Origin of the sequence: Frateuria sp. (assembly GCF_035944355.1) — a bacterium.
Taxonomy (GTDB): Bacteria; Pseudomonadota; Gammaproteobacteria; order Xanthomonadales; family Rhodanobacteraceae; genus Frateuria_A.
In genome coordinates this window covers 51,314-75,299 of sequence record NZ_DASZBH010000006.1, presented here as the reverse complement: position 1 = coordinate 75,299, position 23,986 = coordinate 51,314, and the positions used below count along the sequence as shown (strand labels likewise).

General features: G+C 61.6%; 15 protein-coding genes. 12 read left to right on the top strand and 3 right to left on the bottom strand.

All coding sequences use genetic code 11. The features are described from left to right. Window positions 1-40: 40 nt before the first annotated feature. Window positions 41-1,054 carry a DNA-binding protein gene (locus tag VGU03_RS03390; RefSeq protein WP_327478657.1) on the bottom strand — a complete coding sequence of 338 codons (1,014 nt, stop codon included), beginning with the start codon at window positions 1,052-1,054 and terminating at the stop codon, window positions 41-43. Between the two features lie 491 nt (window positions 1,055-1,545). Between VGU03_RS03390 and VGU03_RS03385 the strand changes: the two genes are divergently transcribed. The 10 genes from VGU03_RS03385 (at window position 1,546) to VGU03_RS03340 (ending at window position 18,351) form a co-directional block, all read left to right on the top strand. Beyond that, window positions 1,546-2,820, top strand: coding sequence for an HlyD family secretion protein (locus VGU03_RS03385; RefSeq protein ID WP_327478655.1), 1,275 nt, complete (start codon window positions 1,546-1,548; stop codon window positions 2,818-2,820). Beyond that, on the top strand, window positions 2,820-5,042 hold the full coding sequence (locus VGU03_RS03380; protein WP_327478653.1) for a peptidase domain-containing ABC transporter: 2,223 nt from the start codon (window positions 2,820-2,822) through the stop codon (window positions 5,040-5,042). Before VGU03_RS03385 ends, VGU03_RS03380 begins: the two co-directional genes overlap by 1 nt. Window positions 5,043-5,144: 102 nt before the next feature. Next, entirely contained in the window at window positions 5,145-5,663 is a 519-nt protein-coding gene (locus tag VGU03_RS03375) for a hypothetical protein (RefSeq protein WP_327478652.1), read from the top strand. 313 nt (window positions 5,664-5,976) lie between these two features. Then, the gene (locus tag VGU03_RS03370; RefSeq protein WP_327478651.1) at window positions 5,977-6,903 is read left to right on the top strand and encodes a hypothetical protein; all 927 of its coding nucleotides are present in this window, start codon (window positions 5,977-5,979) and stop codon (window positions 6,901-6,903) included. Between the two features lie 26 nt (window positions 6,904-6,929). Beyond that, entirely contained in the window at window positions 6,930-7,742 is an 813-nt protein-coding gene (locus VGU03_RS03365; protein ID WP_327478648.1) for a sulfotransferase, read from the top strand. 71 nt (window positions 7,743-7,813) lie between these two features. Beyond that, window positions 7,814-9,106, top strand: a complete 1,293-nt coding sequence (locus VGU03_RS03360; RefSeq protein WP_327478646.1) for a site-specific integrase — start codon at window positions 7,814-7,816, stop codon at window positions 9,104-9,106. 31 nt (window positions 9,107-9,137) lie between these two features. Further along, a complete protein-coding gene (locus VGU03_RS03355) occupies window positions 9,138-12,170 on the top strand; it encodes a Tn3 family transposase (RefSeq protein ID WP_327478645.1) in 3,033 nt (1,010 codons plus the stop codon). A gap of 22 nt (window positions 12,171-12,192) precedes the next feature. After that, window positions 12,193-13,686, top strand: a complete 1,494-nt coding sequence (locus VGU03_RS03350; protein ID WP_327478644.1) for a SulP family inorganic anion transporter — start codon at window positions 12,193-12,195, stop codon at window positions 13,684-13,686. Window positions 13,687-13,954: 268 nt separating this feature from the next. After that, complete coding sequence (locus tag VGU03_RS03345) at window positions 13,955-15,703, top strand: GAF domain-containing protein (protein ID WP_327478642.1); 1,749 nt, start codon at window positions 13,955-13,957, stop codon at window positions 15,701-15,703. A 482-nt stretch (window positions 15,704-16,185) separates the two neighbouring features. Then, on the top strand, window positions 16,186-18,351 hold the full coding sequence (locus VGU03_RS03340) for an AAA family ATPase (RefSeq protein ID WP_327478641.1): 2,166 nt from the start codon (window positions 16,186-16,188) through the stop codon (window positions 18,349-18,351). Between the two features lie 306 nt (window positions 18,352-18,657). Here VGU03_RS03340 and VGU03_RS03335 read toward each other — a convergent pair whose 3' ends face one another. Then, window positions 18,658-19,656 carry a sensor histidine kinase gene (locus VGU03_RS03335; protein ID WP_327478640.1) on the bottom strand — a complete coding sequence of 333 codons (999 nt, stop codon included), beginning with the start codon at window positions 19,654-19,656 and terminating at the stop codon, window positions 18,658-18,660. A gap of 257 nt (window positions 19,657-19,913) precedes the next feature. On the opposite strand from VGU03_RS03335, the gene dapB reads away from it, so the two are divergent. Then, the gene (dapB, locus tag VGU03_RS03330; protein WP_327478638.1) at window positions 19,914-20,714 is read left to right on the top strand and encodes a 4-hydroxy-tetrahydrodipicolinate reductase; all 801 of its coding nucleotides are present in this window, start codon (window positions 19,914-19,916) and stop codon (window positions 20,712-20,714) included. A 114-nt stretch (window positions 20,715-20,828) separates the two neighbouring features. Further along, on the top strand, window positions 20,829-21,095 hold the full coding sequence (locus tag VGU03_RS03325; protein WP_327478636.1) for a hypothetical protein: 267 nt from the start codon (window positions 20,829-20,831) through the stop codon (window positions 21,093-21,095). A 108-nt stretch (window positions 21,096-21,203) separates the two neighbouring features. Here VGU03_RS03325 and treY read toward each other — a convergent pair whose 3' ends face one another. Beyond that, window positions 21,204-23,891: a malto-oligosyltrehalose synthase gene (gene treY, locus VGU03_RS03320; RefSeq protein ID WP_327478634.1), complete on the bottom strand. Its 2,688-nt coding sequence runs from the start codon at window positions 23,889-23,891 to the stop codon at window positions 21,204-21,206. Window positions 23,892-23,986 lie beyond the last annotated feature (95 nt).

Here is a 23,986-nt window from a genome sequence, read left to right as displayed (position 1 = left end):
ACAACCGAAGCGGTCGGCCAGCCGGCGCCTGGCCGATCGCTTAGCCGGGCTCGGTTGGTGTGCTGGCGGGATCCTTGGATTTGAGCTGACCGAGGAATTCCTCGATCGCGCTTAGGCGCGCCTCGCGCCGGCGCTGGTCTTCGATGTCTGCCAAACGCGCCTGCCGCTCGGCAGCCAGCTCCACGACATGGCGTTCGATGTCGGCGCGAAGCTGGTCACGTTCGGCGGTGACCTGGATGCATTGCTGCGTCAGAGTTTCCGTCTCCTTTTTCAGCCGCGGCACGTCCTTGGCTGTCCGTGCCGCCTGGTCGTACTCCCGGCGCACGGTCCGCAGTGCACTCTCGCTCTGGCCATGAAGCTCGGTGAGGCGGGCGTTGTCACGATTGAGCTGCATGACTTCATGATTCTTGGTCATGACTAACTCGTTGGCCTGGCGAAGTTCGACCTGCAAGGTCTGCACCTGATGGTCGTGACGCCGCGCTTCGGCCTCCCGCTGCTCCTTGGCTGACTGCCGGAAATGCTCCAGCGCCTGGCGCGCCTGGCTGTGTTTGTCCTCCAGCGACTGAGCATGGGCGACCTGTTCGGCCAGACGTGCCTCCAAGCCTGTGGCACGTTCTTTCAGGGCGCTGATCGCGATGGCGCGTTCGTGCAGCTGCCCTCGAGTCTCCTCGTGGGCCCGTTTTTCCTCCTGCAGCGCGGTCTCCGTCCGCTGCAAGCGATCGCTCAGCGCCCGACCCTCGCGTTCCTGGTTGGCCAAAGCCTCGGCGGCCTTCCTCGTTGCCGCCTCGCATTGGGCTTTCATCTCGGCGATGCGGGCGTCGGCCTCCTCGGCGAGCCGCGCAGACAGCTGCGCGACCAAGTTCCGAAGCGAATCGCTGATCACCACCTCCGAGGTCGGTACCGCTGTGGACTCCGCTTCCAGTTCCTTGAGGTAGCGATGGATGGTGCTTTTGGAGCCGGTGTTGCCAAGGGCGACGCGGACGGCGTCCACGGACGGATGCCTGCCCTGCGCGATGAGGCTGTCGCGCGCCTTCTGGACCTCGGTCTTGTACAAGCCTGCCCGCGCCATAACCCGCCCTCCGATGTTTAACGTAATATATTACATACCACGTAATTACGTAATAGACAACAGCAAATGTTCAGCTAAGGGCGCCGCAAAAGTCACACGGGAAAATGTTGGATTATTCAGCGTTAGGGTCGAGTACGGGCGGCAGCCTGGTTGAGTCCCGTACGATTGGCAAGTAGCGGCGGTCTGACTTGTTGGGCCCAAACCATTTTCGCAGCCATATAGATGGCCAAATATTCACGCCCTGGATGAGCGTTATTTCTTGCAGGACACATCCCGGCTCTGTCGGCTGATGCCACGCCGTTGCGTAGGCGCCGACCTACATAGCAAAGCGGGAAGGTAGTGGCTGGCTCGAAAAAGAATCCTTGGAGCGGCACTGTTCGAAAGTTAATTCACGTGGAGCAAAAACTTGCTTATTGACCCGCCGCCCTATTCGGGCATGAAGTGCAGTCGGGTTAGGAGTATTCGTCGGAGGTACCGTGCAGCAAGACTCGTTGCTGTTCCGCCAGGAAGCGATCGATGCCCAGCAGACGCGATCACTAGGGACGATCCGTCTCGCCACGCCAGTTTCGCATCAAATGTGGACACTGGCCGTCGTGGGCATCGCCGCTGGCACGCTGGTTTGGCTGTTCGCCGGCCACTACACGCGGCGCGAACACGTAGGCGGCAACTTGGTCCCCGAAGCGGGTTTACTCGCTCTTACAACCCGTAGCTCCGGTACCGTAACCGCAGTCGCGGTCACCGAAGGTACCGTAGTGCATGCTGGTGATCCTTTATTAATTGTGTCCGACGATCGCAGCAGTGCTGCTCTGGGCGACACCTCCGCGGTGATCAGCGCACAGCTGCGGCAACAGCAGACGCGCTTGCAAGCCGATCTTATCAACGCCCGGCACTTAGCGGATGCGCAGGCTGATGACTTGCGCATGCAGCAACGGATGCTGGCGGATCAGATCCGACAAGTGGACGCTCAGCTGGCGATCGAACAACGTCAGATGGGCGACCTGTCCGCGCTCTTGCGCCGCTTGCAGGCGCTTGGCACGAAGGGGTATGTCTCGGCACTGGACATCCAACAGCAGCGTACGCAAGAGCTCGAAGCCGAAGGTCAGATGAGGTCCTTGGCACGGCAGCGCTCGGAAAGCGAGCAACAGCTGAAAAGCGTGGGCGACCAGTTGATCCAACTGCCGCTCGCTACGGCGGCAAAATTAAACGATCTGCATAATCAACTGGCCCAGAACCAGCAATCGTTGGCGCAGAGCGAAACAGACCGAGCCAATGTCGTGCGTGCGCCAGTGGATGGTGTGGTGTCGTCGATGCTAATCCAGCCAGGGCAGACGGTGGCCGCGGGCCAATCCCTGCTGGTCGTCATGCCACAAGGCTCACTGCTGCAAGCGCAGCTGCTGGTGCCCAGCAGCGCGATCGGGTTCGTCCATATCGACACACCGGTGGTACTGCACTACCAAGCCTTTCCCTACGAGAAATTCGGCGTGCAGGAGGGCACCGTGACGTCTATCTCGCGAAGTGCACTGACCCCCAGTGAAATCACCACCCTGTTGGGTCAGTCACCGCCGCCGGAAGCCTTGTACCGCGTGCAGGTGCGCCTTGCCTCGCAAACCGTCAAGGCTTATGGCAAGCCGACATCGCTTAAGCCAGGGATGGCGTTGGATGCAGACCTCCTGCTGGACCGGCGTCGCATGATCGAATGGATTTTCGAACCGCTGTACGGAATGGGTCATCGTCTCGCGGGGAACGGCTAATGGTCGCGCGACAGGAGTCCCAAGACGACGAGGCGACCACTGACGTAAATGGCGAGGGGCGTCTTGCTGATGGCGCCAAAGCACGTTCGCGGCTGCACTTCGGACGTGGCCGGCGCCTGCCGACGATCTATCAGAGCGAGGCCGCCGAATGTGGTCTCGCTTGTTTGGCAATGATTGCTGCATACCACGGGCAGCATACGGAACTGCCAGCACTGCGCCGTCGCTTTTCGCTTTCCTTGAAGGGTATCACCCTCACACGACTGATTGAGATCGCACAGTCGATGGGACTGGCTTGTCGTCCGTTGCGATTGGAATTGGGCGAACTCCAGCATGTACAACGTCCATGCATCCTGCACTGGGATCTGAACCACTTCGTGGTGTTGCGTGAAGTCAGCAAGCGCGGTGTCGTAATCCACGACCCGGCGGTAGGCGAACGCACGCTCACCTTCGATGAACTGAGCAAACACCTCACCGGCATCGCCGTGGAGGTCAGCAAAGGGCCATCCTTTCAACGCCAGCGGCCTGCTCCGCCGGTATCCCTGCGTACACTGGCTGGCTCCATTCACGGATTAGGTCGGGCGCTGCTGACTATCTTAGGCCTCGCGTTGGCATTGGAGCTATTCGGTCTTCTGGCGCCGCAATTCCTGCAGATGGTGGTGGACCAGGTACTTGCCGATGGTGACCACGACCTTCTGACATTTCTGGGGTTAAGTTTCCTTCTGCTGATGCTTATCCAGACGGGCGTTTCCGCGCTGCGCACTTGGACCGTACTGTGGTTGGGAACGCATTTCAGCCTGAACTGGACCGGCAACGTATTTCAACATCTCCTGCGCTTGCCGCAGGCCTATTTCCTTAAGCGGCACCTAGGCGACGTGGTGTCGCGTTTTGGGGCCATCTCCGTCATCCAGCACACGCTGACCACGCGTTTCGTGGAAGTGGTATTGGACGGACTGATGGCCGTGCTGACCCTCGTGGTGCTGCTGCTCTACAGCCCGTTATTGACCGCCTTAATCGCGGGTGCAGTGGTGCTCTATGGTGCCCTGCGCTTGTTGTACTACCGGATTTATTGCGAGGCGAGCTTGGGCCAAATCACGGTACAGGCTAAACAGCAGACCAGCTTCATAGAGGCCGTGCGCGGCGTGCAAACGCTACGCCTGTTCAACCAGGTGCCCGCCCGCTCTGCACGCTACCTCAATGTGACGGCTGACGTGCTCAATGCCGGCGTGGCCGTACAGCGCCTTAGCCTCGGCTTCAGTACGGCTCAAGGGATTGTTTCGGGCTGCCAGCGGATCGCCGTGTTGTGGCTGGGCGCGTGGCTGGCGCTGAAGGGCCAATTCAGCGCCGGCATGCTAATGGCGTTCGCAGCCTATGCTGACCAGTTCAGCAGCCGCGCTTCGAACTTGGTGGACTACGCCATCGAAGTGCGCCTGTTGCGCATTCAGGGCGATCGCCTTGCCGACATTGTTCTGACCCCCACTGAGGCATATGCCGAGGGCTCTTACGTAGGGCCGCTGCCGACACCGTCGATACGCTTTGAAAAGGTAGGTTTCTGTTACGCAAAAGGCGAGCAATGGATCCTTAAGGACTGCTGCTTTGAGATCGCAGCAGGTGAATCCGTCGCCATCATTGGTCCATCTGGATGCGGAAAAAGCACCCTCGTGCGTTTGCTGGTGGGCCTGCTCGACCCACAGGAAGGCAAGATCACCGTCGACGGGATCGACCTCAAGCACTTGGGCAAGAGCCGCTACCGATCCATGATCGGCAGCGTGATGCAGGACGATCGCTTGTTCGCCGGATCCATAGCCGACAACATCGCCCTCTTTGATGAAGCCGCGTCTCAAGAGGCCATTGAAGAGGCAGCACGCCAAGCCGAGCTCCATGAGGACATTATTGCCATGCCTATGGGCTACCACAGCTTGGTCGGCGATATGGGTTCTTCGCTTTCCGGCGGGCAGCAGCAGCGCCTTTCGCTGGCTAGAGCACTCTACAGAAAACCGCAGATTCTGATTTTGGATGAGGCCACAAGTCACTTAGACGTCGAACGCGAGCGTCAGATCAGCGAAACCCTGCGCCGATTGAAGATTACACGCATCGTAATCGCGCATCGGCCAGAGACCATTGCCGCTGCCGAGAGAACTCTAACAATGCACAAAGGAAAAGTTCGCTTGAGCAAGCCCTCCTTGGATCAAGGAGTAACGCACGAGATGGTCAATGCGATCTAATCGAAGAGAGCTTTCTTTTTTTACCCGAACCTGCCCGCGGGTATATCGGAGCCGAACGCAAAGGGCAGCCAACACAAGTCAAATAACTGACAAGGAAAAGATATGCGAATCTTGACGTTGAACGAGCAAGGCTTGGTGGCGGGCGGCCGTATGATGCAGCCGAACATGATTAACGTACCGGGAGAGGGAGGGTACAGTGGTGGAGGTTATTACGCCGGAAGCGGTGGAGGCGGCGCTTATGCGGCAGCTGGCGGTACTCCATCGTTTGTTAGCGGCATCGAGAGTTGGTTTGGTGGCATAGTGAGTAGCGTCGAGGGTTGGGTAGGAGCGCAAGTCACCGAGTTTGAAAATTTGGTTGGTGCGGCCCTTGGATTCGGAACGGCGAGTCCAAGTGGTCTTACCGAAGCCCAGGCCAGCCAAGCTTGCGCCCAGGTCAACGCAGTCGCAAACGCACCTTTGATCTCCAGTGACGATACCAGCCCCCAAACAAAAAGCGTAGGTGTCATTTGCAATCAGGGAGTCATGTCACACATCGCAAATATGGATGCCTCGCCAATAGCAATTTGTCGGAATGATGGCGGCACATGGAATTATAAAGGTAGGTTTTGCGCGACCAAATAGCATCTGGGAATAATGGTTCGGCGGCTTGCGCTGTCATTAAATGGGCCGCCGAGCTTTAGCACCCGCTGTCAATGGCTAATGTCATATGCCCCCTCTGAAGACAATAACTATTATGCTCGCGCTTGGCTTCTCTGTGGCCATACTCGTAGAACATAATGGGTTCGCGCTCTCAAAAGAAACACTAACGGCCGAAGCAATTAAATTTCAAGATCTTTGCATTAGTAGAAAGGCCTCATGCATATGGGAACAATACATTTTTACTTCAAAGGACAGTTTCAAATCCCGCAAGGTCAGGTACATACGATTAAGTAACATGGCTCAGCTCGAGGCATATAATATTACAGCCAAACGTTATATAGAAAGAAGCAGCTACGAAACAATTGTAGCTGCATCCTCTAGCACGAGAGAGGGAAATTGGCAGAGCGTACGCGGGACCGATTTCTGTAAGATTTGTTTATCCGAACCAGCAAGCTTCAACTCGGATGTCTATGTTCGTTTACAACTTGTCGGAAAATTTAAAGCTACACAGGGGAACTTCATAGCGCTTGGCGAGACCTTAAGTCCAGGCAGAACGGAGCTAAGGCATATTGACCTTGAGTCAACCGACGCGGCACCTATTTATTTAGAAAGCTCCGTGATGGGTCATCATCAATTGACTAAGGTGGCCAATGAGATGGCAACCTTGTTGATCGATAATTCATTTAACGGTCCTATTAATAACTATTTCACTATATCGAGCGAAAGATCGTGGAAGGAAGTCGCCTGGACCTACCAAAAAAAGCAGGCAACTTTATCCCGCCAAAATTTGGCTCTTCCAATAAAAAAAGCAAACAACATAAATCAAATGATCAGCGAGTTAGCTACTTGGGTCGCTGCAAATAATTTGCTTTCGAATTCGGATACGCAAACGATATTTCCCGTACAGCGCACTGATGCAATCCTTTCCGGTGAAAAGACTGACTGTAAAGGTGCTGCTGCTTTACTGCAATATGCTCTAAGGATTTACGGTGTGCCGTCCCATATCGTTTTGTTAAGCTCGCGCGGGACGTTGCCGCGAAGCTTCGTCGTACCAAACGGTGACTGGGCCGATCACGCGATCATTTACATTCCGTCTCTAGACAAATATGTCGACTTGACGGATTCCGCTATGAATGGAACCCCTTGGAATCAGTCTGCTGACAAATATAGAAACTTCATATCATTGGACACGGCTACGGGTATTTTTGCAGTGGTTCATTGATATTTAACTCGGCTTGGAGATTTGCATTGAAGCACATTCATTTTATTTCTGGATTGCCACGATCTGGCTCAAGTCTATTTTCCGCGTTGCTGCGTCAAAACCCGCGCTTTGTTGCGAATATGAGTGGACCCGTAGCCGGGCTTTTTAATACCTTACTTGGAGAAATGAGCGGAAAGAACGAATTTTCCGTTTTTATAGACGACATAAAAAGGCAACGGATACTGCGCGGAATATTTTCAAGCTATTATGGAGACGAAGGCGGCGACGCTGTAATCTTTGATACAAGCAGATGGTGGTGTACGCGGCTGGGTGCTTTAAAGATTTTGTTTCCAAATAGTAAAATAATTGCGTGTGTTCGCCAGCTTCCTTGGGTACTTGACAGCATTGAGCGAGTAATTCGCTCTAATGCTTTTCAACCCTCTTCAATTTTCAACTTCAATCCTGGCGGGACCGTCTATTCAAGAGTAGAAGGTATCCTTAGCAACGAGGGCCTTGTAGGCTTTGCATACAACGCTTTAAAGGAAGCGTACTTTGGTGAGAACAATTCAAATCTCATGCTACTGCAATATGAGACTTTGGCAAACGATCCTGGGCTGGCGCTAAATGCAGTGTACGGTTTTATCGGAGAGCCTTATTACCGCCATGATTTCGAGAATGTCGTCTTAGATAACGACGAGTTCGACAGGAGAGCCGGAACGCCTGGCTTACATCGTATACGTCCCAGGGTGGAGCCTTTCGAACGCAAAACGCTATTACCTCCTGATCTGGCTGTACGTTTCAAGGATGATTCTTTTTGGCGCAATCCGCAGCTTAATACACGCGGAGTATATGTGGTTTAATGCAAGCGAGAGCATGGTCGGCAGTGGATTGTCCCCAACCGCGACCTGAGCTTCTGTATTCTAATCGTGACATGTCCCCACACACGCTCGAAATCTATCTGAACGCGGCGCAGCGCGAAAACACGCGGCGCAGCTATGCCTCCGCGATTCGTCATTTCGAGGTGAGCTGGGGAGGTTTGCTGCCAGCGACGGCAGACATGGTGGCGCAGTACCTGGTGGCCCATGCCACCACGCTTTCGATCAACACGCTTCGGCAACGGCTGGCAGCGCTGTCGCAGTGGCACCAAGCCCACGGCTTCGCCGACCCCACCACGGCGGCGCGGGTCAAACAGACCCTCAAGGGCATCCAGGCACTCCACCCGGCACGCGAGAAGCGTGCCGCTCCCCTGCAGCTGACGGCCGTGGCCCGGGTTTCCGATTGGCTTGATGGTGCTGTCATCGCAGCGGATCAGCGACATGACCGCGCCGCGGGACTGCGCTGCCGTCGCGACCGCGCCATGCTTCTGTTGGGGTTCTGGCGAGGCTTCCGCGTGGACGAGCTGGTCGGCCTGCAGACCGCAGATGTGACCGCGGTGCCGGGACAGGGCATGACCTGCTTCTTGGGCCGCAGCAAAACAGACCGGCAACTCGTCGGTACCACCTATCGGGTGCCCGCGCTTAGCCGGTGGTGCCCGGTGGCGTCCACGCTCGACTGGATTAGCGCAGCCGGGCTCACCGAGGGCTCGCTTTTTCGCGGCATCACCCATACGGGAGGGATCAGGGAAGGGGCACTGCACTCCAACAGCGTCGTGCCCCTGCTGCGGCGACTTTTTACGCGCGCGGGCATGGCGTCGCCGGAGACCTACAGCGGCCACTCGCTACGTCGTGGGTTTGCCGGTTGGGCCAGCGCCAATGGTTGGGACGTGCGCGCCCTCATGGAATATGTGGGCTGGAAAGACATGCACTCGGCAATGCGATACATCGATGCACCGGACGCGTTTGGCCAGCAACGCATCGAAACGGCACTCGCGAGCATGCCAGCTCCGGTAACGGGCTCTCCGCCGGCGTCCTTGCCGCCACCCTCCCGCTCATCGTCGGTCACCGTCACCTTGATGCTGGCGCTGCGCCTGACACCCCGCCGTAAGGGCCGCAGCGTCGCCAAGGCACGGCAGACAATCGAGACTCTTTGTCTGTCGCCACACCAGGGCGTTGCGGTCAATCCCGAGTGCACCCGGTACCGGCTCAAGGTCGATGTATCCGATGACCTCGATCTGGACGAAGTGGCATCGGCGCTGATCGAAGACCTGTACCGGATCGCCGATAACCACGACCTGCAGGTGGACGCCTCGCTTCACGATGAAGCGGGAGAGCGCCACTGGAATTGACCTCTCGTTCGATACTGGAGATGCACGACGCATGACCGCACCTCACGAGACTGCCTATCCGCGACTGAAGCAAGACCCCACAGCCCGCGAGCTGGATCTGCACTTCACGCCCTCCGCGGACGACATGGCGTTCGTGCAGGCGTTGAGCAAGCAGCCGGCCATCCGCTTGGCGGTGATGCTTCACTTGAAAACCCTTCCGCATCGCGGCGGCTTCGGTGCGCTGCGCGACATTCCCGAGCGCATTGTGCGCCACGTGGCGGAAGCGCTGAGTTACCGTCGAGCCTTCACCGTCAGCGATCTGGCGGCCTACGACGCCTCACGCATGAAGCGCGAGCACGTGGCCCGGATCCGGCACTACTTGAACGTGCGCCCGCTGGGAGAGCCTAGACGGCAGTGGCTGCGGACGGTGGCCGAGCAAGCTGCCCAGACCAAGCACATGCTGCCGGACATCATTAACGTAATGGTCGAGGAGCTATATCACCACCGGTACGAATTGCCCGCCTTCCGCACGCTCGACGACATTGCCATCGCCACCCGTGAAAGCGTTCACGAAGGCCATTTCGAACGCATCAGTGCTCTGTTGGGGCCGGCGGCGCGCAAGAAGATCGACGAGTTGTTAGCCGTCACGCCAGGGGACACCCATAGCGGCTGGCAGGCCCTGAAGCGCGAACCCAAGCGTCCTGGCAACAAGGAGGTGCGCTTTTATCTGCAGCACATCGACCGGCTGCAGAAGCTGGCGGCGATGGTCCCTGCGCTCGATGTCCCGGTACCCAAGCTGAAATACTTCCGCGCCATGGCGCGAGCGCTCGATGCCGGCGAGTTGGCCGAGCTCAAGCCCGCCAAGCGCTATGCACTGGCGGCCGTGTTCATTCGCTCCCGCCACGGCAAGGCGCTGGATGATGCAGCGGACCTTTTCATCCGATTGATGCAGAACCTGGAGAATACGGCCCAGAAGAACCTCATGGCTTACCAGGTCGAGCATTTGAAGCGGACCGATCATCTGGTGGCGCAACTGAAAGAGATCCTTCAGGCCTATCAGGTCGACGGAACCGATAGTCAGCGCATTTCCGCCATCGGAGACGCGATTGGGCCGGACTTGACCCGAATACTTGCCGAATGCGATGAGCACATGGCCTACGCCGGCAAGAACTTCCTGCCGTTCCTGGCCAAACCATACGCTCAACAGCGCGCTTTGCTGCTCAACTGCCTGGACGTGATGGACCTGCGCACCTCGTCCCAAGATCCTGCCATGGAGCGCCTGATCAAGGCGCTGGCGACGCTACGATCCCAACGAAGAGACGTGGTGGAGGTGGCACCGCTCGGACTGAGCTTGGACCAGGACTTTGGCTGGATGACGGCCAACTGGCGCCGGCATGTGTTCCCGAAGGACTGGGGTGTGGATCGGCAAGGTTGGATGCAACGGCGGTACTTCGAGTTGTCGGTGCTCTTCCAGATCAAGGACGAGCTGAAGTCAGGTGACCTGTTTATTTCCGGTGGCGAGCGCTACGACGACTATCGCGAAGAGCTGGTCGACGAGAGCACCTTTCAGGAGGAGCTGGTCAGTTATGGCGAGGTGTCCGGGATCGCGACCGAGCCCGCCACCTTTGTCCAGACGCTGCGCGAGCAGCTGCGAATGAAGTGCGGTGAGGTCGACGCTCGATTCCCCGAGAACGCACACGCCGATATCGTCGATGGCAGGTTAATCCTCCGTAAGCTACCGCGAACGGAGTTGTCCAAAGCGATCGCCCTAGTCGACAGCCTCATCGCCGAGCGCCTGCCCGAGACGAGCATTGTTGACGTGCTGGTCGATGCAACCAGCTGGGCGGATCTGACCCGACATTTCAAGCCGCTCGCCGGCACCGAGGCACGCGTACGTGACTTGCACCACCGCGTGGTGACGACGCTGTTCTGCTATGGGTGCAACCTGGGGCCCACCCAGACGGCGCGGTCAGTACGCGGCTTCAGTCGGCGGCAGACCGCCTGGCTGAATCTCAAGTACGTCACGGAAGACACCCTCGAACGTGCCACCGTCGACACTATCAACCTGTATAACAAGTTCGAGCTCCCAGGCTACTGGGGCAGCGGCAAATCTGCCTCGGCCGACGGGACGAAGTGGAGCGTCTACGAGCAGAACCTGCTCTCCGAATACCACATCCGCTACGGTGGCTACGGTGGGATCGGCTACTACCACGTGTCGGACAAGTACATCGCGCTTTTCAGCCGCTTCATTCCCTGCGGCGCCTACGAGGCCATCTACATCCTCGATGGCCTGATCGAGAATCGGTCTGAGATCCGGCCTGACACGGTGCACGGCGATACCCAAGCCCAGAATTTCCCCGTATTTGGCTTGGCTCACCTGCTGGGCATCGAACTCATGCCTCGCATTCGCAACATTAAAGACCTTGCGCTATCCAAGCCGGACCCGCAAGGGCCTTATCCGCATATCCAGGCACTCTTCGGGGACGGAAGCATCGACTGGAACCTGATCGAAACCCACCTGCACGACATGCTGCGCGTGGCCGTATCGATCAAAACCGGCAAGATTTCTGCCTCTACGATTCTGCGTCGGTTGGGCAATTACAGCCGCAAGAACAAGCTCTATTTTGCCTTCAAGGAGCTGGGTCGTGTCATCCGCACGCTGTTTCTGTTGCGCTACATCGACGATGTCGAGGTGCGCAAGACCATCCAGGCGGCGACCAACAAAAGTGAGGAGTTCAACAACTTCACCAAGTGGGCGTTTTTCGGCGGGCAGGGGATCATTGCCGAGAACGTGCTGCACGAGCAGCAGAAGATCGTCGGCTACAACCACCTGGTGGCCAACCTGGTGATCCTACATAACGTTGAGCAGATGTCGCGGGTTCTGGCCGAGCTCCGGGATGAGGGTGTCGAGATCAGCCCGGAAGTACTGGCCGGCCTATCGCCATACCGAACCGCGCACATCAACCGCTTCGGGGACTACACGGTGGACACGAGCAGGGAAGTCACGCCTATCGACTTTGCCCGTCGAATTCTTCGTGCAGCCGAGGAGGCCGCAGCCGCCGATCGTGAGACGGTGGCGAACTAGATGTAACCCACACCAATCCTAGGTGCCGCGCGAACTTAGGCGGCGAATTGCCGGTTTTTGGGTGGATCCCTGCCGACCCTCTTCGTCGTCCGCCGCGGTACTGGCAGCCGGGACGCTGGCCTTGGCAGGGCCGGCGGGAGCGACGCGAGCGGCGGTGGCGGGCATGCTGGTGCTGCTCACCGGTGGCTGCTTCATGTTGGCTGGCGTGTTGCGCTTGGGCGGAGTGTCGCAGCTGATCGCCCGACCGGTGCTGCGCGGCTTTACCTTCGGTCTGGCCTGCGTGATCGCGCTGAAGCAGTTGCCCAATCTCCTCGGGCTATCCGCGCTGCGGGGCGACTTTGTGCCGCTGCTGGTCGCGACCATGGTGAGAACCGCCAGCCAGATAAAGTTCACGACCGCGGTCGCCGGCGTTCTTGCGCTGCTGCTGCTGTTTATCTGCGAAAGGTTGCGGCGCTTGCCCGGCACCTTGCTGGTGATTGTACTCGGGGTGGCATGCTCGGGCTGGCTGGCGCAGCGCGGCGTGGCGCTGACCGGGGCCATCGACATGGTCCCTCACTGGGCACCGCCGGTGTGGCCTTCGAGCGGTCAATGGGTGCACAGTATCGAACTCGCCCTCGCACTGCTGCTTGTGCTCTACGCCGAGTCGTACGGCGCGATCCGCGCCTTTGCGCTCAAACACGGAGACCCGGTAGACGCCAACCGCGACCTGTGGGTCATCGGCTTAGCGAACGTGCTGTCGGGCCTGTTCCACGGTATGGCAGTGGGCGCGGGCTATTCCGGGACCTCCGCCAACGAGGCGGCGAGGGCGCATTCTCGGGTGGCCGGGCTGGCCGCCGCCGGCAGCGTGCTACTGATGGTGTCGCTGTTGCTGCGCTGGATCGAGCGCATTCCCGAGCCGGTTCTGGCAGCGATCGTGATTCACGCCGTGAGCAAGTCTTGGCGGCTGGCGGCCTTCCGTCCGTACCTGCGATGGAAGCGTGACCGCTTGGTGGCGCTGGCGGCGATCCTGGCCGTGCTCGCGCTCGGCATTCTCGATGGCCTGCTGGTGGCCATCGCGTTCAGCCTGATCCTGCTGCTGCGCCAGCTCACCACGCCGCGCGTCAGCGTGCTCGGACGTCTCGGCGACAGTCACGATTTTGTCGATGTCGAACGCCACCCTCAGGCGGTGGTACCGCCCGGCGTGCTGATCCTGCGTCCGGAGGAGCCGCTGTTTTTTGCGAACGCCGCGTCCATGCTGGCACTCGCCCGCGAACGGGTGTCGCAGCGCGGCGACACGCGGGTCGTCGTGCTCAGCCTGGAGGAGTCGCCGGACCTGGACAGCACGTCTCTGGAGGAGCTGACCGATTACTCGGCCTGGCTGGCTCAGCGCCGCATCACGCTGCGCGTGGCGCGTCTGAAGGACGAGGTGCGCGACGTCTTGAAGCGCACAGCATTGCCGCAGTTCGGGCCAGCAGATCTCAACTTCTGGAGCGTGGAAGATGCGGCCATCGCGCCCTTATCCGCATTCCTGCCCTAGGTGGTCGGCCGTCGCATAGATCAGCCAGAGCGAGGCCTCCCAAGCTTGGGCGTTAGTTTCAACTGCGGTGGTGGAGCAAAGCGGGGAAGTCGGCGGCACGAAATTACGACTAGCTCGGGTTATCAGGGGTAAGGCGAACGTTCGCTCGGCGTCCGTTGCTAGCTCCCGGCGCGACCATGTAGTTTCGGCAAATTAGGCATCGCAGGCCCTTTTACGACAGCATGTTCGGGGGGAGCAAATGCATCGTCGCCAAGACACCTGGTTGCTCATGTTGGTTGTACTGGTGGCCGTGGGGTACTCAGGCTGGCTGGCATTTCACCCCGAGCAGCGCTCCAAGCTCCCGTTCTCCGCCATCTTTGCCGGGCACGATGCGGTGGTGGATGCGGTCGATGGCGTGAAGCTCCCCGCCCATCTGAATCCCGGCGACCTTATCGACCTTCCCGCCGTAACACCGGACACGCGGATCGCGTTGATCAAATCGGCCAATTTCAACCATATTCCCGACGACGCGACGTACCGCCTGGTCGTGCGGCATCCAGCCGGCGACAACACCCCGTCGATCGTCACGGTACACAGCGTGACGATGGATGTGATGGGATCGTACGACTGGGGCTGGTACAGCTTTTTGAGCTATCCCTTTTGCCTGGGGGTCATCGCCATCCTTGCCCTCTGGAAAGGAACCGGACGGGACACAATGGGACTGGCGCTCTGGGCCATTGCGTTCCTGCTCGGCCTTGCGCTGCAATTCGTGCCCTCCGATGGCGCGCGCGGCCTGGCCGTGCTGTTGGTCTCCAACGTCATGTTCCTGCTGGCCAGGCTCAGCTTTTACCTTATGGCGGTATCGATGGCGGCGCCGCTGCTGACGCCGCGCGCGGTCAAGGCTTGGCGAATCGCTTTTTTCCTCGCGCTTGGGATGGGCGCCGTACAGTCGCTGTTTGGACCATTGGCTCTGGTCGCGACCGGCTGGGCCGAGCTGATGCGCCCGGCCTACGGTTTCCTGTTGACCTTCAGCTACGTCATCCCGGTGGTCATGCTGTGCGTGGTCTTGCCACGCGCCAACGCGGCACAGCGGCTGCGGCTAAAATGGGTGACGAGTTCGAGCGCGATCTTCGTGGCCGCCATCTTTCTCGTCAACTCGCCCGTATTTGGTTCCGCCGCATCGCTGATTGTCCCTCGCAGCATGTTTTCGCTGGCCTTCATCGGGTTGCTTTACGGCGTGGTGAGAAGCCGCCTGATCGATCTCAGCGTGGTGCTCAACCGTACCCTGGTATACGCAGCGACGACCAGCCTGATCGTCGGCTTGTTCGCCCTGTTCGAGAGCCTGGTCGAGCGTATCGCCGTGGGCGAACGCGCCAGTCTCGTGCTCGACTTGCTGGTGCCATTGGCCTTGGGCGCCTCGCTGACCACCGTGCATCGGCGGATCGACGGTTTGGTCGAACGCCTGATCTTCCGACGCCAGTATCTGCAGGAAAACGCGCTACGCCGCTTCGCCCGCGAGGCAGCGTTTGTGAGTTCCCAGGAACGATTGAAGGAGTTGACCGTCACCGAACTGCGACGCCTCATCGGTGCTCCTTGGGTGGCGCTTTTCGAGAGTGGTGCCCAAGGCTTCAGCCTGACGCACCAGTGCGGTCAGCAGGTGTTGCCGGCATGCGTCGACAACGATGATCCGGCAGTAGTCGCCCTGCGCGCCCACGAGCCGGAAGTGGACCTTCACGATCGGATGGGCGCGCTGCGAAACGAAGGCTATGCCTTTCCACTCCAGGTACGTGGACAGTTACTTGGCCTTCTGATCATCGCATCGCGCCCGGACGAGCACTACAGCAGTGAAGAGCGCGAGTTGTTCGCGCACGTGGCGCATGAGGTCGGCGCGGCCCTGTTCGCACTGCGGGCGCAGGCCAGCGAGCTAATGCTGGACGAAGTGCGTGCGCTGGCGCGAGCCAGCGAGGAGCGTGCGCGTGCCAGTGAAGCTTTGCTGTTGAAGCTGCTGCCTGCAGCGGGCTCCACGGCCAAGACGTAGGACGTCCCGCCAGCGAAAGAATCATGGAGCTGGAGCAGCAGGATCGCGGCGATTAAAAACGGCAGCAGCGACCACCGGTCGAGACTTGGCCAGTCGGGTATCTAGACGATCGGCGCATAGATGTGCCTGTGCGCGTTATGGCAGATGGCCTAGGCAAGGCGCGCAGCTTCGTCGTTACCGCATGATGCCGATCTGAAGCGAAAGGTGGATCGGGCCGCCAGGTAGCTATGCCATCGGTGATACGCGCCGCGCGCGTCGTTTGCCGGCGTCGCCAACAGCGTGGCGCGAGCAACGCCCGCTTTCGAACCGCACGCCGGGCAGGGCGATTAGGGCAAGTTATCGGGGGTAGGGGTGCATGTCCGCTCTCGACCCAAAGCGGAAGTTCAGATGCGTAGGACAGATTGCTTTGCTAGGCGCTCATAATGAGCCATGGGTTTAGGGGGGGTATGCTTCGGCGAATTGAATCCATTTCACAGGCGGCCGTGTGGGACGGCTACGACGGACGGACGAGCGCAGCGCCAGATTTCGCACGCTACAACCTGATCTATGGTTGGAACGCTTCTGGCAAGACAACCCTGTCCCGTGTCTTCGGGCTATTGAACGGTCCGGCCGTAAGTCGGCTGCCGGCCGGCGCACATGTGCGTATCAGCGTGGGGCAGGGAGTGCTGGATAGCCGGAAAGAGCAGGATCGGGGACGGATCCCCGTGCGCATCTTCAATCGGGACTTTATCGATGCAAACCTGCAGCAGGCCGATTACACGCAAGCGCCTGCCTTGTTCATCGTGGGCGAAGACAACATCCGGCTGAGTAACCGCATTGCCTCTTTGTCCCGGAGGCGGGAACGCGTGGCGGCAATGTATCGCTCGGTCCAGACGAGGCAGAGTGAGACCAGCGCCGCCAGAGATAAAGCGGCCACTGACCTAGCTAGGGATTGCGGAACGATGCTGGGTGTCCGCGACTTTAGGGCACCCAATCTGAAAGGTATCCAGCAACGGCTGACCGCGCCGGCTGACCATCTTCTAGACGCTGCCACCCTAGAAGCAATGGTCAACCAAGCGAGAGACCAGAATGAGTTCGCTCCCATTAGTAACCTGCCAGTGGTGATGCCTCCGCTTCCGCCTGGGGGAGATGATGTCGCTGGGTTGTTAAGGGAGACGCCTAGGCAGAACACGATCAAGCGCTTGGCTGACGATCCTGCGCTCAGCGATTGGGTACGCACCGGTCTGCAATTTCATGAGCACAGTACGACCTGTGCCTTTTGTGGAAACGATGCAGCGCAAGCACTTGAAGCCTACGCGAACCACTTCTCCGATGAATATCGCCGACAGCACGCTGCCGTCACAGCGGCAATCGGGCGGCTGGAACAGCCTAGGCAGGCGCACACCTTTCCGCATGAGAAAGAGTGGGTTCCTGATGTTCGGGCCAAAGTCCAAGCGGCACTGAGTCGGCTCGCAACTTGGGAAGCTCGAGAAACCCAGATTCGTACCAGTTGGGCCCGCCTATTGAGGGAAAAGCTTGCCGCCATGGAGACGGCATTCACTGTGGAGTTGGTTGGAGATCGAGCTCCCGAGTTGACGGCTATCCTTGCGGAGCTTCACCAGGCAAGGGACGACCACAACCGCGCATGTGACGAACTTTCCGCCAGACGCCGGGCTGCAGCCGAGAAAGTCAAGGAGCACTTCGCGGCCCGTTTTGTGCTCGACCCCGGAGCGGCAGAAGCGATCGCGTTCCTGAGCCAGGTTGAAGCGGAGCTGGGGCGTATCAAGACTGTTGGGCAGAAGATCGCAGGGCAAGCAACTACGGCGAATGCCGAGCTACAGCGTAGCTCGGTGGCCGCAAGCCAGATCAGTGGGCTATTGAAGCGATTGCTTGGGCCGCGCATATCCGTCGAGCAGGCTCACGACAATCGGATCCAGTTCATTCGCGAAGGTCAGCCGGCCACCAATATGAGCGACGGTGAGCGGACGGCGATCTCGCTGGCGTACTTTCTGGTCAGCTTGGGACAGAACGGTCAGCGGCTTGAGGATCTGGTCGTTTTCGTGGATGACCCGATCTGTAGCCTGGACGCCAACCACATCTACGACGTGGCCTACCTCCTTATCACGAGCCTGAAGGTATGTCGGCAACTCTTCATTTCAACGCACAACTCGGAGTTCTTCAACACGATAAAGCAGGACTGGAGTGATCGTGGGAAGTTCAAGAAGGAGCACGCTGCGTACCTCGTCCACCGAGAGCCTGACGGCGCCAGCCAGCTGATAGAGCTTCCAGGACACTTGGCGAAGTTCCGCTCCGACTACCACCACGTCTTCTATTGCCTGCGCCAGTTCCAGACGAGCACCAGCCAGGAGGTTGACGCTTATCTGAACTGTCCGAACTTGCTCAGGCGGTTCTTGGAGATGTATCTCGGCTTTCGGCGGCCCACACCGAAGGGCTACCTGACCAAGCTCGACGTTTTATTCGACGATGAAGTGGAGCGTGGCGCGGTAGGAAGGTATGTGGATGAAGGGTCGCATAGCGCATCAACGCTCCGCCTGCTGGAGTTTTCTGATTTCCCTGCGATGTCGCGGGGTATGGTGAGGCGCGTTATGCAAGCATTGGAGCGCGCGGACCCAGATCACTATGCAGTGTTGGTGTCGGAAACCACCTAGGTGCCCCAGGCCGATAGCGGGCCCATGATATCGCTCGGCAAGCTGGCCAAATCGCTTTGCTAGAAAAGCGCTGGCGGATGCTCGTCCACGAATTCCCCAGAAGCGAGCTCCTCACAGCGGGCACCATCTGGACCGGCCGCTAACCGTGATCGGCGCAAGAAAGCTCCGGTAGGTTCTCGTAAGGTGACGCGGTTACGTGGACTGACGTGGTTAAGTAGTCAGGTGACACGGTTAAGGGGACGCCGACAAAAGCGGCGGCCTGCGCAACAGCCACCCAAGATTGCGCATAATGTCTATTATGTAAAATCACGTCTGCACCGCGCCAGCCCGCTCCGCCTCGATCGGTATCGCCACATGCATGCAGCACCCGCGGTCCACCACGATGCGTTCGATGGTGCCGCCCAGGTTCGCTGCCAGTAGCCGTACCAGGCGCGAGCCGGTGCCGCCTTCGGAAAGGTCCGGGCAGCCGACGCCGTCGTCGCGGACGGTGATGTCCAGACTGCCGGAATGGCGCTCGACATCGACCAGCACCGTGCCGCCCTGCCCGGCGGGAAATGCGTACTTGAAGGCGTTGGTCACCAGCTCATTCACCATCAGCCCGATGTGCACCGCATGGGACGGTTGCACCGTGACCGCGGGTGCGTGCACGCGGATCGCGATGGGCCGGATGTCCCTGAGCATGTCGCCAAGTTGGCCACACAGGGATTGCAGGTATTCGGACAGGTTGACCATGCCCTGGCCGTTGCCTGATGCGCGTATGCGGTCCTGTGCGTTGGCGATCACCGACACGCGCGCCACCGCCGATTCCAGCGCGGCGCGAACGGCTGGATCCGCCTGCCCGCGGGCCTGCAGGGAGAGCACCGAGGACACCATCATCAGGTCGTTGCGTACGCGATGGCCGGCCTCTTCCAGCATCAGGCTCTTTTCCGCCTCGGACCGGCGCAGGCCTTCGACCGTTCGCCGCAGCCGGTCCGTTACCGTCGAGATCACGATTCCAACCAGCAGGAACGCCGCGACGCTCACCGTGTCGGTTTCGGCCATGGCGAAGCTGTGGACGGGCTGAAGGAAGAAATAGGTCGCCAGTGCCGCCGATGCGAACGTCGCCAGCACGCCCGAACCGCGCTCGAACAGGAGCGCAGCGAAGAAGATGGCCGGGATGAAGATGGGAAACGGATAGCGCTGCAACTGGCCTTCCCACGTCAGCACGATCACGAATGCCACCGCGACGAAAAGCAGCCCGGCCCCGTACCTGACGATCATCGGATACCGCTTTTCGCGTACCAGGGAGATGATCGAATGGTCCATGTCGGCAGCTCTGGCGGCAGGAAAAGGCATGGCCTAGGGTAGGCGGAAGCGGCTCGGCAGAGTCGTTTGCGCCGGTATACTTCCCTGCGCCTGCGGGCGCAACGGCGCTGTCATGCACCGCCGCGCAAAGGCCTCGACGGCCGGGCCGACTCGGGATCTTGCGCGAGCAATCGCAGGGTCACCGTGAAACGGCGGATCTTGCCGCCGATCCGCGATCGGCTCAGAGTCGGCCGGACCACCCTTGCCTGGAGAGGACGATGACCTTGGGCGTATGCCTGGCTGGAGCCACCGGCTGGGCCGGTTCCGAACTGGCGCGCGCCATCGCGCAGGCGCCCGACCTCGGCCTCGTGGCTGCGGTGTCGCGCAGCTATGCAGGGCAGGACCTGAGCGCGGCGCTGGGCGGCAACCTGCCCGCCTGTCCGGTGTTCGCCACGGCGCAACAGGCGCTGGAACGGCCCTGCGAGGTGTTCGTCGAATACACCGGCGTGGCGAGCGCCAAGGCGAACGTGCTCGCCGCGCTCGATCGCGGCGTGCACGTGGTGGTCGGCTCGTCCGGGCTCTCGGACGAGGACTACGCGCAGATCGACGCGGTCGCGCGGGCGAAAGGCCTGGGCGTGCTCGCCTGTGGCAACTTCGCGCTGACGGTGGTGCTGCTGCAGAAGTTCGCCGAGATGGCGGCCAGGTACATCCCGCAGTGGGAGATCATCGACTACGCGCACGACGGCAAGCGCGACGCGCCCAGCGGTACCGCGCGGGAATTGGCCAGCCGCCTGGCTGCGGTGCGCGCGCCGCAGCCGACGGTGCCGCTGGAGCAGACCGCCGGACCGCGCGAGGCACGCGGCGCGACGCTCGCTGGTACACAGGTGCACTCTCTGCGGCTGCCCGGTTTCGTGATCGGCGCGGAGGTGATCTTCGGCATGCCGGACCAGAAGCTGACGCTGCGCCACGATGCGGGCGGCAGCGCGCGGCCGTACGTCGATGGCGCGCTGTTGGCGGTGCGCAAGGTGTCCTCGCTGGTCGGGCTGCACCGCGGGCTGGACCGCGTACTGGATCTTTGACGGGCACGGGGGCGGGAGGGCCAGCCTCGTTAAACGCGAGGCAGCGACTCCTTCGCGCTCCGTAGACGGCTGGAAAAAGATACTTCATCCAGTTGTTTTAGAACGCCTTTCGCCATGCCCATGAACGCCCGCAACTCTTCCGTCATCCGCCACCACCCTGGCTTCATCCGTGACCGCGACTGGACGATCAACGGCCCGGCGGTGGGTCCCGAGCAAACGCCCCGCTGGCCGTCCGACCATAACCCGCCGACCCAGCGTCGGCACCGCGACATCGAATGGCCGGTGGACGACCGTCGTGCGCCGCGTGTGCCGGTGCCCGAGGTGGAAGACGATTTCCCCTATATCTCGACCAAGCAGCCGGCTACCTGCTGGCTGATCTGAGGCGCGAGCGCCCTTCCCTGGTTTGACGCAGCGGCGGCCGATCTGGCCGCCGCTGCTCGCTCGTGCGTCGCCGAACAGGCACGCCCGGCGAGCTCCGCCGGCCACGGCTCAGGACGCCGTCGGCGCGAGCACGGCCACCGGCAGGGGCGCGAGCCAGCTTGACGGGTCCAGCCCGGTGTCCACCACGCCCTCGCCCTCCCCAAGCACGTTGCGGTAGCGGCCAGGGCTCAGGCCACGCACGCGCGTGCCGTGCGGCAGCAGGGCGGCCGACGAGGCGGCATCCCAGCGCGGCATGGCGGCGTCGAGCAGCACTTCGGCGGTGTGCCGCAGGGCCAGCACAATGATGGCGTGGCCATCGAGCGTGCGCTGGAACGCCAGCAGACGGTCGCCGGCCTGGCCGTCCGGCGAGGCGACGGCAAGCGCCCGGTAGTCGCCCTGCGCGAACGTCGGTGCGTGGCGGGAACGCAGCTGCAGCAGCTCGCGGATCACGCGCTGCTTGAGGCGGCCGTCGCGCCAGTCCTGCAGCAGCCTGTCCCACGACGCCGACTCGTTCAGCGCCGCCTGTCGGATGGCAAAATCGACCGGTCGCCGGTTGTCCGGGTCGACCAGGCTGAAGTCCCAGAACTCGGTGCCCTGGTACATGTCCGGTATGCCCGGCGTGGTCAGGCGCAGCACGGTTTGCAGCAGGCTGTTGGCCGCGCCGGCGGCCGCGATGCGCCCCACGAAGGCGTGCAGTTCGGCCGTGAAGCCGTGGGCGGGGTCCAGCAGCCGTGCGAGGAAGCTTTCGCAGGCTTCTTCATAGGGTTCGTTCGGCTGCGTCCAGCGCGAGCGGCGCTTGGCCTCGCGCAGCGCCTTGCGTTGCCACTGCGCGATCCGGTCGGCGAAGTCACGCGCGCCGTCGGTCTGCCCCGGCGCCAGCTCCAGCGGCCAGGCGCCGACCAGGGTCTGGTAGAGCATGTATTCATCGGCCGGGGACGGCGCCGGCGCCTCGTCGACGAGCGGACGCAGGCGGGCGTTGCGCTCGCGCCAACGCGCCACGGTGCTGGCCCATGCGCCCACCACGCTTGCCTGCGAGAGCACCGCCAGGCGCGCGCGCGCGTCTTCGCCGCGCTTGTGGTCGTGGGTGGCGGTGGCGAGCAGGTTGCGCGGGTAGTCGTGCGCGCGTTCGGCGCACAGCGCATGGAAGCCGGGGATGTCCAGCGCCAGCCGGCCGGGATCGGCGCCGACCTCGTTGCGCGACAGCAGCCGGCCATAGCGGTAGCAGGCGGTGTCCTCCACCGCCTTGGCGGCCATCGGCGAGGTGGCCTGCTGGAAGATCGTCATGGCCCGCTCGCGCGCGCGCCGCATGCGGCCGGGCGGCAGGCCGCGCGGCGACTGCCCGCCCAGCCACGCCGACACCTCGGCCAGCAGCTCGCGGTCCTCGATGCGCACGTGGCGGTGCGCACGGCCGTACGCCTGCTGGAACACCGACTCGTCGGCCGCATCGCGGCCCAGCCCGCCGGCGTAGGTGCGATAGACCGGGAAATGCACCAGCAGCTCCACCAGCACGCGGCGGATCGCCGGCAGGCTCACGTCGCGGGTGGAGAGGTCGGCGCGCGCCGCGTCGAGCAGGGCGCGCGCCGTGCGATCGAGTTCGGCCTCGAAGCTGTCGACCAGGATCTGCCGCCGCGCCGTGCGCGCCACCGCGGCGAAATCGGCCCGCTCGCCGCTCATCGCCTGCCAGAGTTCCGTGAGCATGTCCTCGCCCGCGGCGTCGTGCAGCAGCGCGCCGGCCTGGTCCATGAACTCGTAGCCGGTGGTGCCATCCGTGCGCCAGGTGCCACGCAGGCGCTCGCCCTCGGCCAGGATCTTCTCCACCACCACGTAGGCCGGTCCCGGCGGCGCGCCGGCGGGACGCTGGCGCTGCAGGCGGCGCAGGCGATGGCGCAGCTGGCGGCAATAGCGGTGCGGGTCGGCCAGGCCGTCGATGTGATCGATGCGCACGCCGTCGATCAGACCCTCGGCGTACAGCCGGAAGACCAGCGCGTGGCTGTCCTCGAACACGCGGGTACGGTCCATGCGCATGCCGGCCAGCTCGTTGATGTCGAAGAACCGGCGGTAGTCGATCGTGTCGTTGGCGAGCTTCCACAACACCAGCCGGTAATGCTGCGCATCGATGAGCGTATGCAACCGATCGAACCCCGCCGCGCCGTTGGCGTCGTGCGCGGCCAGCACGGCGGCCGGCTCCCCTGCCCGCTCCAGCGGCTGCGTGCTCGCCGGCGAAAGCGGCAACGCGGCCTCGTGCACGCGCAGCGCGAAACCCGCCTCGTCGTGGACCAGCCGCACGTCGCCATCGCGCAGCGCCTGGGCGTAGGGCTTGCCGAGGATGGGCAGCAGCACGCGGCCGCGCACCAGCGGGTCAGGACTGTGCCAGTCGATGTCGAAATACCCGGCGTAGCGGCTGGCGCGGCCCAGGCGCAGCACGTCCATCCACCAGGCGTTGCCGGGCCCGGCGAACATGTGGTTGGGCACGATGTCGAGCACCAGGCCCATGCCGTGCGTGCGCAGGCGCGCGACCAGCCGCCGCAGCGCCGGCTCGCCACCGAGCTCGGGATTGATGCGGTGGTAGTCGATCACGTCGTAGCCGTGGCAGGAACCCGGGCGCGCGGCGAACAGCGGCGAGGCGTAGAGGTGGCTCACGCCCAGCGTGTCGTAGTAGTCCACCCGCTCGGCCGCATCGTCGAGAGTGAAGCCGGCATGCAATTGCAGGCGCGCAAGCGCGTGTGGCGGGTTGGGCGCGGGCGATGGGTCACTCATGGGGCGGCCTCCGGCCCGACCCCCCTGTGCGCGGGGCGAGCCCTGCCCCATCGAAGCGGAACTTGCCGCAGGTCTTGCGGGAAAACCCTCGCCTG